The organism is Bradyrhizobium sp. (genome assembly GCF_004799445.1).
Lineage (GTDB): Bacteria > Pseudomonadota > Alphaproteobacteria > Rhizobiales > Xanthobacteraceae > Bradyrhizobium.
Window position 1 is genome coordinate 1 of the sequence record NZ_SSNA01000145.1, and the last position, 13,272, is coordinate 13,272.

General features: G+C 61.5%; 13 protein-coding genes. 11 read left to right on the forward strand and 2 right to left on the reverse strand.

Translation table 11 applies throughout. The annotated features are described in order from the left end of the window. Positions 1 to 134 precede the first annotated feature (134 nt). From wecB to E8A46_RS19880, 4 genes are all read left to right on the forward strand, one after another. Entirely contained in the window at positions 135 to 1,217 is a 1,083-nt protein-coding gene (gene wecB / locus E8A46_RS19865; RefSeq protein ID WP_291564823.1) for a UDP-N-acetylglucosamine 2-epimerase (non-hydrolyzing), read from the forward strand. Between the two features lie 59 nt (positions 1,218 to 1,276). Then, the gene (locus tag E8A46_RS19870) at positions 1,277 to 2,467 is read left to right on the forward strand and encodes a glycosyltransferase family 4 protein (protein ID WP_291564825.1); all 1,191 of its coding nucleotides are present in this window, start codon (positions 1,277 to 1,279) and stop codon (positions 2,465 to 2,467) included. A 130-nt stretch (positions 2,468 to 2,597) separates the two neighbouring features. Next, positions 2,598 to 3,587, forward strand: a complete 990-nt coding sequence (locus E8A46_RS19875) for an NAD-dependent epimerase/dehydratase family protein (RefSeq protein WP_291564828.1) — start codon at positions 2,598 to 2,600, stop codon at positions 3,585 to 3,587. A gap of 170 nt (positions 3,588 to 3,757) precedes the next feature. After that, the gene (locus E8A46_RS19880; RefSeq protein ID WP_291564830.1) at positions 3,758 to 4,324 is read left to right on the forward strand and encodes a sugar transferase; all 567 of its coding nucleotides are present in this window, start codon (positions 3,758 to 3,760) and stop codon (positions 4,322 to 4,324) included. A gap of 12 nt (positions 4,325 to 4,336) precedes the next feature. Here the strand turns inward: E8A46_RS19880 and E8A46_RS19885 are convergent, their stop codons facing one another. Then, positions 4,337 to 4,615, reverse strand: coding sequence for a hypothetical protein (locus tag E8A46_RS19885; protein ID WP_291564833.1), 279 nt, complete (start codon positions 4,613 to 4,615; stop codon positions 4,337 to 4,339). Between the two features lie 536 nt (positions 4,616 to 5,151). On the opposite strand from E8A46_RS19885, the gene E8A46_RS19890 reads away from it, so the two are divergent. From E8A46_RS19890 to E8A46_RS19920, 7 genes are all read left to right on the forward strand, one after another. Continuing rightward, entirely contained in the window at positions 5,152 to 6,330 is a 1,179-nt protein-coding gene (locus tag E8A46_RS19890; protein WP_291564835.1) for an ABC transporter substrate-binding protein, read from the forward strand. Positions 6,331 to 6,560: 230 nt separating this feature from the next. After that, a complete protein-coding gene (locus E8A46_RS19895; RefSeq protein ID WP_291564837.1) occupies positions 6,561 to 7,430 on the forward strand; it encodes a branched-chain amino acid ABC transporter permease in 870 nt (289 codons plus the stop codon). Between the two features lie 10 nt (positions 7,431 to 7,440). Then, positions 7,441 to 8,472, forward strand: a complete 1,032-nt coding sequence (locus tag E8A46_RS19900) for a branched-chain amino acid ABC transporter permease (RefSeq protein ID WP_291564839.1) — start codon at positions 7,441 to 7,443, stop codon at positions 8,470 to 8,472. After that, positions 8,469 to 9,221 carry an ABC transporter ATP-binding protein gene (locus E8A46_RS19905; RefSeq protein ID WP_291564841.1) on the forward strand — a complete coding sequence of 251 codons (753 nt, stop codon included), beginning with the start codon at positions 8,469 to 8,471 and terminating at the stop codon, positions 9,219 to 9,221. The genes E8A46_RS19900 and E8A46_RS19905 overlap by 4 nt, the downstream gene beginning before the upstream one ends. Further along, positions 9,214 to 9,924, forward strand: a complete 711-nt coding sequence (locus tag E8A46_RS19910) for an ABC transporter ATP-binding protein (protein ID WP_291564843.1) — start codon at positions 9,214 to 9,216, stop codon at positions 9,922 to 9,924. Before E8A46_RS19905 ends, E8A46_RS19910 begins: the two co-directional genes overlap by 8 nt. Before the next feature lie 203 nt (positions 9,925 to 10,127). Continuing rightward, the gene (locus E8A46_RS19915) at positions 10,128 to 11,243 is read left to right on the forward strand and encodes a cobalamin-independent methionine synthase II family protein (RefSeq protein WP_291564845.1); all 1,116 of its coding nucleotides are present in this window, start codon (positions 10,128 to 10,130) and stop codon (positions 11,241 to 11,243) included. 27 nt (positions 11,244 to 11,270) lie between these two features. After that, positions 11,271 to 12,404, forward strand: coding sequence for an NAD(P)/FAD-dependent oxidoreductase (locus E8A46_RS19920; RefSeq protein WP_291564847.1), 1,134 nt, complete (start codon positions 11,271 to 11,273; stop codon positions 12,402 to 12,404). Positions 12,405 to 12,441: 37 nt separating this feature from the next. Here E8A46_RS19920 and E8A46_RS19925 read toward each other — a convergent pair. Continuing rightward, the coding region (locus E8A46_RS19925; RefSeq protein ID WP_291564849.1) for a glycosyltransferase family 2 protein at positions 12,442 to 13,272 on the reverse strand (831 nt) is incomplete at its 5' end.

A 13,272-nucleotide genomic window follows, 5' to 3' on the forward strand; every position in this document is an offset into this window, starting at 1 on the left:
GAAGAACGGTAACTATCTGGCCAAAGGCGGCCGGATGATTCTTCCTTTGCCCGAGGTTTCGATTTTTCCGCCGCTCACGCCGTGATACCCAGATGAGGTATTGACGGTTCAACAAGCCAACACGGAACAAGCCAATGAAGGTGATGTCGATTTTCGGGACGCGCCCGGAAATGATCAAGATGTGGGCGACGCTGAAGAAGCTCGATGAGCTGAACTTCGACCACGTGATGGTTCATACCGGGCAGAATTTCACCCCCGAGCTTCGCGACTTCTTCTTCAAGGATTTGAAGCTGCGAAAGCCGGACTATGAGCTTGATATCGATACCTCCGGTTACGGACCGGAAGTCGCCGACGTCATCCTCAAATCGGATGCCCTGATGGAGAAGGTAAAGCCGGATGCGCTGCTGATCCTCGGCGATACCTACAGCGGTCTCAGCGTGCTTCCTGCGGCCCATCGCGGCATCAAGATCTTCCATATGGAAGCGGGATTGCGGGCTTGGGATCGGCGGATGCCGGAACAGCGTAACCGTATCCTGATCGATCACATCAGCAGCATTCTGTTGCCCTACAACCATTATCACCGCGAGAATCTGCTGCGCGAGGGAATTCACCCCTCGAAGATCATCGTCACCGGAAATACGACGTTCGAGGCGATGCGCGCCTTCGCGCCCGAAATCGAAGCCAGCGACATCCTCAGCCGGCTCGGGCTGGAGCCGAAGAATTACATCCTGGTGACGGCGCATCGCAGCGAGAACGTCGATAATCCGGAGAATCTCGCGAATATTTTCAAGGCGCTCGGCGAACTCAACCGGCGGCTCAAGCGCGAGATCATCTTCCCGATGCATCCGCGTACCACAAGCAAGCTCAAGGCGATCACGGTGCCGCCAAATATCCGGATCATGGCGCCGCTCGGCTTCTACGATTTCAATCAGCTGCTCAAACAGTCGTTTTGCGTGCTTTCCGATTCGGGCACTGCCGCGGAGGAGGGCCTGTTCTACAAGGTCCCCAATGTAAGCTTGCGCATGGCGACGGAGCGGATGGAAACGCTTGAGAGCGGGGCGACCATCGTGTCCGGCATGGATGCGGCGAATATCGTGGAATCGGTAACGCTCGCGGTCAGCCTGCCCTGGAGCGCGCGCTACGAATTCGAGGAGGATTATTCGCCGTCCGCGGTGGTTGTGAACGCGATCCGGACCCAGATCACCAATTTCTTTTGATCGGCCTCGTGCGCCGATTCACCAGGAACCAACCTGCGCAAGTTCGTAGAGCAGTCGAAATGAACCGCAGCTTGCAGATTGCCCTGATCTCGACGGACTACCCGCCGCTGCGGACTTCCGCGGCGGTTCAATTGCGGGATCTGGCGCAACAGTTCGCCGCGCTCGGTCACAGGCCTGTCATGATCGTCCCCTCGCTCACCTCCGATCAACCCTGGAAGGTGGAGCGGCTCGACGGCGTTGACGTCCTGCGTCTCGCGGCACCGCCGACGCGCGCCGCAACTCTGTTTCGGCGAGCGCTGGCGGAAATGTGGCTGCCGTTCGCGATGCTGCGCGGCATGCGCCGCAGTCCGCTGCGTTCGGCGAAGTGGGATGTGCTGGTGTGGTATTCGCCGCCGATCTTCTTCGGTCCGCTGATTTGGGCGTTACGCCGGGCGTCCGGCGCGCGGACCTATTTGATCCTGCGCGATATCTTTCCCGAATGGGCGGTCGACCTCGGCATTATCAGGAAGGGGCCGGTCTATCTGCTGTTGAAAGCCGTGGCGGCATTCCAGTATGCGGTCGCCGATACCATTGGAGTGCAAACCGAATCAAATCTCGACTACCTGCCAAACTGGACCAAGTCGAAGGGGCGACGAATCGAAGTGCTGCACAACTGGCTCGCGACGACCCCGGACATCGGTTGCAGCATCCAGGTTGCCCGCACCTCGCTGGCCGGCCGCAAGGTGTTCGTTTATATCGGCAACATGGGTGTCGCCCAGGGTATCGAGATATTGATGGATCTGATCCAGAGTCTGCGGCATCGGGACGATATCGGGTTTCTCTTCGTCGGCCGTGGTTCCGAGTTCTCGAAGCTCGAGGCGGAAAGGGCGTCGCGGGATCTGACCAACGTGCTGTTTTTCGACGAGATCGACCCGTCCGAAATTCCGGGCCTGCTCGCGCAATGCCATGTCGGACTGGTTGCGCTTCACCCGAATCACAAGACGCACAACATTCCCGGAAAGTTTGTCTCGTATGTTCAGTATGGACTGCCGGTGCTGGCGCGTGTTAACCGTGGGACGGACCTTGAAAGGCTGATCGAAGCCAGCGGGGTGGGGAGAGTCTATGCCGGTTCCTCCGTCAACGAGCTGAAAGGCCTTGCAGAGGAATTGGCGGACGACGAAGCGCTGCGCCGCACGATGTCGGACCGGGGAAAACGGCTGGGCGGGTCGATGTTTTCGCCTGAGGCGGCGGCGAAACAGATCTTGGTATAGCCGGCTCCGCACGATGTAGAGATCGGGAACTTTGTATCCGAGGCTACGTTGTGTTTGTTCTGTGGCTGTGCAGAATCCGGATGCTACCTTTGGTCGTTGCCAGCTGATAGGGACCCGGTCAGGTTAAGCAATGTCTTTTCGGATACTAGTCACCGGTTCGTCAGGCTTCATCGGCTCGGCGGTAAGCGTCGCATTGGCGGCGGCAGGTCATAGCGTTCGGGCCGCTTCGCGCAGACCGTACGGAAGGGCAGACCACGACCATCTCGAATGGGTGAGGTTGCCCAACCTGGAGGACGAGGTTGACTGGGACCCGCTCGTCGCCGGCATGGACATCGTGGTGCACCTTGCCGCCATCGCCCATCGCAGCCACGCCGATGGCCTGGACTACACCAAGGCCAACAGGACAGCGACAGCAAGGCTGGTGCAAGCCTGCCGCCGGCAAGGAATCAAACGGCTGATCTTCATGTCGTCGATCGGTGCGCAGGCGGGTTCTGCGGCCGACCATGTTGTTACCGAAACCGACGAGCCGCAGCCGATCACTGCCTATGATCGGGCCAAGCTCGCTGCCGAAGAGGAAATTCGGCTCTCGGGCGTACCGTTTACGATTCTGAGGCCTGTCATTGTCTATGGTCCGGGAGCCAAGGCCAATATCGCCCTGATCGTGCGTATCGCGGGACTACCGCTGCCACTTCCCTTTGGAGCTTTCAAGAATCGACGTTCGCTGCTTTCGATCGACAATCTGATAGAGGCGATCATCTTGTGCCTCGATGGTCCGGCAACACTCAATCAGACCTTTATCGTTTGCGATCGCGAACCGATCACGCTCGCGGAAATGTTTGTCACCTTGCGCGAAGCAGCCGGGCACTCTCCGCGGCTTGTTTCAATTCCGCCGACGGCCGTCAAAGCGATGATCGTCGCCGCAGGCCGCCAGCCGCTTTGGGACCGGATTGGCCGTGAACTGGTGGCAAGCGCTGAGAAATTGCAGAAGGCCGGGTGGTCTCCGAAAGTTGAAACCAAGGCCGGTCTCCGGGCGATGATGGCACCTTCCATAAGTGGTACGGCCGGCGCGGCGGCTGGCAATTCCGCAAGTTTGGCCGGCCCTGACGAAGTCAGGCGCTGACCGGGGAAGGCTGGCATAGGCGGGAATCGACAATCGCAAGGATTTGGAAAAAGTGACGACCGGGGCCGGCGTGTCATCGCGGCATCCATGACAAGCCCAGTCGAAATGGAAACGAACGCAAGGGTATCGTCGATGCGAGAAGAGAAGCCGTCGACCGGAGTGATTGAAACATGAAGCGAGCGTTCGACGTCGTGGCCTGCGCCTTGTTCCTTGTGGTTTTCTCGCCGATCCTCCTGTTGATCATCGTCGCCATTCGGCTTCAAAGTCCGGGCAACGCGATCTTCGCCCAGATCCGTGTCGGAAAGAATGGGCGTCCATTTACCTGTTACAAGTTTCGGACCATGCATTCGGGAACGGCGAATCTCCCGACCCATCAGGTGCAGGCGTCGGCGGTTACAGCTTTGGGCGAGTCTCTGCGTCGTCTCAAGATCGACGAACTCCCGCAACTGTGGAACGTGCTGATTGGCGATATGAGCCTGGTGGGTCCGCGTCCCTGCCTGCCGTCCCAGATCGAGCTTGTCGAGGCGCGGCGGAGGTTGGGCGTTCTCGAAGTGCGGCCCGGCATAACGGGACTGGCGCAGGTCGGCGGCATCGATATGTCGGATGCAAACCGCCTCGCCGAGATCGATGCGCAATACGTTCGGAGCCAAAGTCTTCTCGGAGATTTCGGCCTGATATGGGACACCCTGCGCGGGAAGGGCGTTGGCGTTGACCAGGTGGTCCGCTGCAACAAATAGACGCCGATGAGATCAGTAAACCGCCGCCGACGAAGATGAAGGGGCTTTGGTGGCTTCATCCTTGCTTGGCGCCGGTTGCAGCCGCTTCGCCTCCCGCTCCTTCATGTACGCATCGTATTCCGGGGTGCCGCGCCGGGGCGGTGCATCCCGCGGCAAGCCGCCGGCCCATTGCGGGATATAATTGCCCATTCCATCGGCAAGCTTCTCGTTGATCGTGCCGCAGCCGCCCAAGGCAAAGCTGGCGAGGGCGAGCGCGAGGAACGTGGCGATATGGCGGGCGCTGACTGGCATCGGCAGGACGTTAGAACCATGGCCTTTAAAGAAGATGGATTTGGGGCCGCATCGCGGTCCTGATTTCGTCGACCAGCCATTGACCGGTCTCGGGCGTGATTTCAAGGGCAACCGGCAGCAGGGATCGTCGCCGGATTTGGTCCGGGAAACCTCTCTGAATTCACCACATGCCGATCAATGGCCATTCCGGGATGGGCGGTTCCGCCACGGTTCGTCTTTGTTGACAGAGCCAATTTATTTGTACAATCGTACAAGCAAGCGAGAAACCAGATTCCGGTGATGCGAAACTCTAACATGCGGGCTGCCAGCGCCGGCGCGAACAAGGCTAGCGGCTGAGGTATCCTGGCACCGAGCATCGACCCTTGTCGCTTCGGCCCCCGCCTTGAGAGGCCTCGGCCAGAGCCGCACCGTTCGTCCGTTAGACGAAAGAGCAGCCGACGAAGCCATGCCGCCATGCTACGGCGGCCGAAAAATCTGGGCTATGGTGCGGCGGGACCTAAGGTTCGAGCCATAATCGATCAGGGGGGAAGACGTTCATGTTCGTTCGCAGTCAAATGTTGCTGGCCGCAGGCGCCGTTGCGGTCATCGGTGCGCTGGCTCCGGCGCCCGCGCAGGCGCAGGACGCGGTCAAGATCGGCCTGATCCTGCCGATGACCGGTGGCCAGGCGTCGACCGGCAAGCAGATCGACAATGCGGTCAAGCTGTACATGCAGCAGAACGGCGACACTGTCGCCGGCCGGAAGATCGAAATCATCCTCAAGGACGATGCTGCGATCCCCGACAACACCAAGCGTCTGGCGCAAGAGCTGATCGTCAACGACAAGGTCAATTTCATCGCCGGCTTCGGCGTCACACCCGCGGCGCTGGCGGCGGCACCGCTGGCGACGCAGGCCAAGATTCCGGAAATCGTGATGGCGGCCGGCACCTCGATCATCACCGAGCGTTCGCCCTATATCGTGCGCACCAGCTTTACCCTTGCACAGTCCTCCACCATCATCGCCGACTGGGCGGTCAAGAACGGCATCAAGAAGGTCGCCACGCTGACGTCGGACTACGCGCCCGGCAACGACGCGCTGAATTTCTTCAAGCAGAACTTTACCGCCGGCGGCGGGCAAATCGTCGAAGAGGTCAAGGTCCCCCTGGCCAACCCCGACTTCGCGCCATTCCTGCAGCGCATGAAAGATGCCAAGCCTGACGCGATGTTCGTGTTCGTGCCGGCAGGGCAGGGCGGCAACTTCATGAAGCAATATGCCGAACGCGGGCTCGACAAGTCGGGTATCAAGGTGATCGGCCCCGGCGACGTGATGGATGACGATCTGTTGGACGGCATGGGCGACGCCGCGCTCGGCACCGTCACCGCGCATCTGTATTCGGCGGCCCACCCCTCGGCGAAAAACAAGGAGTTCGTCGCGTCCTACAAGAAGGCCTTCGGCTCGCGCCCCGGCTTCATGGCGGTGAGCGGCTATGACGGCATGCACCTGATCTACGAGGCGCTCAAGAAGACCGGCGGCAAGACCGATGGCGATGCGCTGATCGAAGCCATGAAGGGGATGAAATGGGAAAGCCCGCGCGGGCCGGTTTCGATCGATCCGGAAACCCGCGATATCGTGCAGAACATCTACATCCGCAAGGTCGAGAAGGTGAACGGCGAACTCTACAACGTCGAATTCCAGACCTTCGAGGCCGTCAAGGACTCCGGCAAGACCAAGAAGTGACGGCGGTGCTTGCCGCTTGTCCCTCAAAAACGGGATGATCAAGCGCATCTTCAACCTCTCCCCGCTTGCGGGGAGAGGTTGATCACGAAGTGATCGGGCGAGGGGGACTCTCCACATGTGCGCCGGTGGAGAGAGCCCCTCACCCCAACCCTCTCCCCGCAAGTGCAGGGCGAGGGGGGCCAGCAGTTAACCCGGCACGCACCGAGCCTCTTCGGATTAGCCAATCCAGCATGACCACGCTCTTCACCATCCTGTTTGACGGCGTCGCCTATGGCATGCTGCTGTTCGTGCTGGCCTGTGGCCTTGCGGTCACGCTGGGATTGATGAACTTCGTCAATCTTGCGCATGGCGCGTTCGCCATGACCGGCGGTTATGTCTGCGCGGTTCTGGTTAATCAATCCGGCTGGCCGTTCTTCGCTGCCCTGCCGCTGGCGTTTGTCTCGAGCGCTCTGATCGGCGTGGTTCTGGAGCGTGCGCTCTACCGTCACCTCTACGCCAGAAGCCATCTCGACCAGGTCTTGTTCAGCGTCGGGCTCGTCTTCATGTCGGTGGCAGCGGTCGATTACGTCATGGGGTCGTCGCGGATTTTCATCAAACTCCCGGCCGCGCTGGAAGGGCAGATCGATTTCTTTGGCGTTGGCATCGGCCGTTACCGGCTGATGATCATCGTGATCTGCGGCCTGTTGACCGCTGGGCTACAACTGGTGTTGGCGCGTACCCGGTTCGGCAGCCGGTTGCGGGCCGCGGTGGACGATCCGCGCGCGGCAAGCGGTCTTGGCATCAACGTGCCACAGGTATTCGCCTTCACCTTTGCGTTCGGCTGCGGCCTCGCTGGCCTCGGCGGCGCGCTCAGCGCAGAGATACTGGGGCTCGATCCGTATTTCCCGCTGAAGTTCATGATCTATTTCCTGATCGTGGTGACCGTCGGCGGTTCCTCCAGCATTACCGGGCCGTTCCTGGCCTCGCTGCTGCTCGGCGTCGGCGACGTCGCCGGCAAATATTATGTGCCGAAGATGGGTCCGTTCGTGATCTACACCATCATGATCGTGATCCTGATCTGGCGTCCGAACGGCCTGTTCGGCCGCACCGCTGCGCGTTGAGTAACGAGCCATGACCGCGCAAGCCGACGTCGGACGCTACGCCAGACAGCACGCGCGCTGGCACTGGAGCGAGATCGCGTTCTGGGTGCTGGCCCTTTGCTGCGCCTTCCTGTTTCCTTCCCGCTTCCTGATCATGAGCGACATCGTGCGGCTCGCTCTGTTCGCGCTGTCGCTTGACCTGATCCTCGGTTATGCCGGCATCGTTTCGCTCGGTCATGCGGCGTTCTTCGGCGTCGGCGCCTATTGCGCCGGGCTGCTCGCGCTGCACGGCATCGTCACCGAGCCCGTGGTGGCGCTGGTGATGGCCGGCCTGGCTGCCATGGTCGTCGGTTTCCTCACAAGCTTCCTGGTGATCAGGGGCGTGGACCTGACCCGCTTGATGGTGACGCTCGGCATCGCCTTGCTGCTGGAGGCGCTGGCAGAGCGCTTTTCCAACATCACCGGCGGCACCGACGGGTTGCAGGGCATCGAGATGGCGCCGATCCTTGGCCTGTTTGCTTTTGACATGTTCGGCAAGGTCGGCTTCTTTTACTCTCTGGCCGTGCTGTTTGCATTGTTCCTGCTGGCGCGGCGGATCGTGCATTCGCCGTTCGGCCTTTCGCTGCGCGCCATCAAGAACAATCCGTTACGCGCCGCCGCCGTCGGCGTCCCCGTCAACCGACGCCTGATCGCGGTGTACACGCTGGCCGCCTTTTATGCCGGAATAGCCGGCGCGCTGTTCACCCAGACCACGGCGCTGGCCTCGCTCGACGTGTTCGCGTTCGAGCGTTCGGCCGATCTGATGTTGGTGCTGGTGATCGGCGGCAGCGGCTATCTCTACGGCGGCCTGATCGGCGCGGTGGTGTTCAGGATGCTGCAGGAATTCTTTTCCAATCTCACGCCGCAATACTGGCAATTCTGGATTGGCCTCGTGCTGGTCGTGATCGTGCTGGTCGGCCGGGCGCGCATGCATCGCTGGGCGCTGTGGGCGCCGAACCTGATCATCGGTCTGCTCAGTGGCCGCAAGGCCATCGTCGCCGTCCCCGAGAGCGACGCGTCATGAGTGTTGTGCTGGAAACCACTGGACTTGAAAAGCAGTTCGGCGGGCTCAAGGTCACGCGCGACCTCTCGCTGCGGATCGAGCAGGGCGCCCGCCACGCGCTGATCGGCCCGAACGGCGCCGGCAAGACCACCGTCATCAACCTGCTGACCGGCGTGCTGACGCCCAATTCGGGGCGGATTCTGTTGCAGGGCACCGACATCACGGATTTGCCGGTACATGCCCGCGTGTTGCGTGGTCTGTCGCGTACCTTCCAGATCAACCAGCTCTATCCTGATTTGACGCCGATCGAGACCATCGGCCTGGCGGTTTCGGAGCGGCTCGGCCGTGGCGGCGACTGGTGGCGGGTGATGGGCACGCGCGACGACGTCAATGGCGAGATCACGGAAAATCTGGCGCGTTTCCATCTGCTCGATGTGATGAACGAGCCGACCGCGACCTTGCCCTACGGCAAACAGCGCCTGCTCGAGATTGCGGTCGCGATTGCCACCAAACCGCGGGTGCTGCTGCTGGACGAGCCCGCCGCCGGCGTTCCCGAAAGCGAGCGCCACGACATTCTCGCGGCGGTCGCCGGCTTGCCGCGCGACGTCACCGTGCTCTTGATCGAGCACGACATGGATCTGGTATTCTCATTCGCGGACCGGATTTCGGTGCTGGTCAACGGCGCGCTGCTGGTGGAGGGTGCGCCTGACGAAGTGGCGCGCGACACGCGGGTCAAGGCGGTCTATCTCGGCGAGGCCGCCGATGCCTGATCTGCTCAGTATCGAGGGTCTGCGCGCGGGGTACGGCGAAGCGGTGGTCTTGCCCGGCATGTCGCTGCGGCTGCCGGAAAGCCAGGTGCTGGCATTGCTCGGCCGTAACGGCACCGGCAAGACCACGCTGATCAATTCGATCGTCGGGATTACCCGCCGTTTCGGCGGCACCATCGCGCTCTCTGGCCGCGACATCACGGCCATGCGGCCCGATCAGCGGGCGCGGGCGGGCATCGGCTGGGTGCCGCAGGAACGCAACATCTTTCGTTCGCTGACGGTCGAGGAGAATATGACGGCAGTCGCCCAGCCGGGGCCCTGGACCGTGGCGAAAATCTACCAGATGTTTCCGCGGCTGAAAGAACGCCGCAACAATTTCGGCAACCAGCTGTCCGGCGGCGAGCAGCAGATGCTGGCGATCGGCCGCGCGCTCACGCTCAATCCGCAGGTGTTGCTGCTGGACGAGCCGACCGAGGGGCTGGCCCCGATCATCGTCGAGGAGCTGCTGCGGGCGCTTGGCACCATCACCCGCGCCGGCGGCATCTGTTCCATCATCGTCGAGCAGAATGCCCAGAAGATTCTGGGGCTGGCCGACCGCGTCGTGATATTGGAGCGCGGCGGAATCGTCCACGATGCGCCAAGTAGCTCGTTGAAGGCCGATCCCGCGGTGCTCGAACGATATTTGGGCGTCGCAGGCAAGTCGTGACAACGCCTTACCGTCATTGCCTGCGACAAACGCGAAGCGCTTTCGCAAGGGAGCGATAGCGTCGAAGCAATCCAGTTTTTTTCGTGGATGGATTGCTTCGCGGAGTTTAGCATCGGGCGCGCATTCGCGCGACCCGTTGGCTCGCAATGACGGGTCAAAAGTGTTTTAATCGGGCGAACGATAGGTCCGCAGGAGTGAAAGCCATGCAAAGAACAAAAGCCCCCTTCCGCGCCGACGAGGTTGGCAGCCTGTTGCGGCCGCCGAAGATCAAGGAGGCGCGCGCCAGGCTGGAGAAGGGCGAGATTTCCGCCGACGATCTGCGCAAGGTCGAGGACATGGAGATCGAAAAGGTCGTGCACAAGCAGGCCTCGATCGGGCTTAAGCTCGCAACCGACGGCGAATTCCGTCGTTCCTGGTGGCACTTTGATTTTCTCAGCCATCTGACGGGCTGCGAACTGTTCCACCCCGAGGAGGGTATCCAGTTCGCGGGCGTCCAGACCAGGCATGAGGCGGTGCGCGTGATCGGCAAGCTCGATTTCCCCGACGATCATCCGATGCTTGAGCATTTCAGGTTCCTGAAGAGGCAATGCGAGATCGCGCATGTGATGCCGAAGATGACGATCCCGTCGCCGGCGGTGCTGCATTTCCGCGGCGGCCGCAAGTCGATCTCCAAGGAGGTCTATCCCGACATCGATGTGTTCTTCCAGGATCTGGCCAAGACCTACCGCAAGGCGGTCAAGGCGTTCTACGACGCCGGCTGCCGCTATCTGCAGCTCGACGACACCGTCTGGGCCTATCTCTGCTCGCAGGACGAACTCAACAAATTGCGCGCGCGCGGCGAGGCCGCCGACAATCTGCAGGAGATCTACGCCCGCGTGATCAACTATGCGATCGCCGAGCGGCCGGCCGACATGACCATCACCACCCATGTCTGCCGCGGCAATTTCCGCTCCACCTGGATTTCCTCCGGCGGCTACGAGCCGGTGGCCGAGACCTTGCTCGCGGGCACCAATTACGACGGCTATTTCCTGGAATATGATTCCGAGCGCGCCGGCGGCTTCGAGCCGCTGCGCTATCTGCCCAAGGGCAACAAGATCGTGGTGGTCGGCGTCATCACCTCCAAGAGCGGCCAGCTCGAGAACAAGGACGACATCAAGCGGCGGCTGGAGGAGGCGTCCAAATACGCCCCGCTCGACCAGCTTGCGCTATCGCCGCAATGCGGCTTCGCGTCCACGGAAGAGGGCAACATCCTCACCGAGGAAGAGCAGTGGGCCAAACTGAAGCTCGCGGTCGATGTGGCGAAGGAAGTGTGGGGGTAGTAGGCGATCCTGACTGCGGAGGACGTGTTGCGGAATTTCGACGCGGTCATCGTTGGGGCGGGCCCGGCCGGGCTTGCATGTGCCGCAACGATGCGCGCGGCGGAGTTCAACGTAACTGTATTCGAGAAGGCCGATAACGTCGGCTCGGCCTGGCGGCGCCATTACGATCGTCTCCATCTGCACACCGATCGCAAGCATTCCGGCCTGCCCGGCATGGCAATGCCGCAGACCTATCCGCTGTATCCATCGCGCATGCAGATGGTCGCCTATCTCGAAAGTTACGCCGCGCGCTTTGACATACGGCCTGCTTTCAACACGACGATTTCCTGCATACGCCGCGATGGTGCGGGGTGGCGCGCGGAAGCCGCTGGGGGTCCGATCACCGCGCCGGTTGTTATCGTCGCCACGGGCATTGCGGATGCGCCGTACCGCCCTTCATGGCCGGGCCTGAACGCTTATCAGGGAGCCGTCGTGCACAGCAGCGAATATCGTAATCCCGCGCCCTATCCGGGAAAGCGGGTGCTGGTCGTCGGATTTGGCAATTCGGGCGGCGAGATCGCCCTGGACCTCGCGGAAGCCGGCGTCGATGTCGCGCTTGCGGTGCGCGGCCCGGTTCAGATACTGCCGCGCGATCTGCTCGGCCTTCCGATCCTGACCTGGGCTATTCTGTATCAGCATCTGCCGGCGCGGCTGGTCGATTTGATCAACGCGCCGATCTTGCGCCTCGCGGTCGGTTCTTTCGAAAAACTGGGATTGCGCCGGGCGGCCAAGGGACCGCGCCAGATGGTCGAAGAAGATGGACGCGTTCCGCTGATCGATATCGGCACGCTGGCAAGGATCCGGGACGGCTCCATCAGGATACGCGGCGCGATAGATCGCTTCGTGTCGGATGGCGTTGCGTTTGCGGACGCGACAGTCGAGAAATTCGATGCTGTCATCCTTGCAACCGGGTTCCAGCCCGATCTGCGCCGGTTGATTCCGGATGTGGAGGGCGTGTTCGACCGGCAGGGAATGCCGCTTCAGACTGGCCGGGCGACGAACGCGCCCGGGCTCTATTTTTGCGGTCAGACGACCTCGCCCACGGGACAGTTGCGGGAGATTGGGCTGGAAGCGCAGCGCATCGCCGAGAACGCCCGCCGCTATATGGCGGCGGCTCGCTAGCCCGGCACGTTACGAGAGCTACGAGTTCTGCCCGCCGTCAAACCGCCTTGAGCTTGCGATAGGCGAACCACACCATTTTCAGGAGCAGCCAGCCATCGCGGAAACGCGAGATCTGGGTCTCGCCGAAGGTGCGCGCCTTGTAGTGGATCGGCGTCTCGACAATTTTCAGATTCTGCTTCGCCGCGCCGAAGATCAGATCGAAATCGCCGAACGGATCGAAGTTGCCGAAATAGCCGCGCTCCCTTACCAGCACCTCGTAATCCCTGCGCATGAGCACCTTGGTGCCGCACAGCGTATCGGTCAGCCGGGTGTTGACGAGATAGCTGAACAGATAGGCAAAGCAACGGTTGGCGATCAGATTGAGCGGACGCATCGCCTCGGTTTCCATGGGATAGACCAGGCGGGTGCCGTTGACGAATTCGGCCTTTCCGGTTTCGATCACCGCGTGGTATTTCGGCAGCGCTTCCGGCGGCATCGTCAGGTCAGCGTCCAGGATCATCAGCACGTCGCCGGTCGCGGCGGCAAAGCCTTTTCGCACCGCATCGCCCTTGCCCTTGCCGTCCTGTTTCAGCACCTTGATATCCCAGCTGTCCCTGTAGGCGTCGCGAATGCGTTCGCATTCCTCGAAGGTGCCGTCGCTCGAATTGCCTTCGACAAACAGGATTTCCTGCGAGCTGCCGAACCTCGGCATGCGAAGAATCGCGTTCTCGATATTGCCCTTCTCGTTGCGGCAGGGGATCAGAATGCTGGCGGAGAATTTTCGGTCCGGAAAGTGACGCACCGGACGTCCGACCAGATAGGTCCGCAGGCATAGTTGCCTGATCCCGGGCAGCGGCGCGATGAACCGGTTGATGAATGGCCCAAGTCC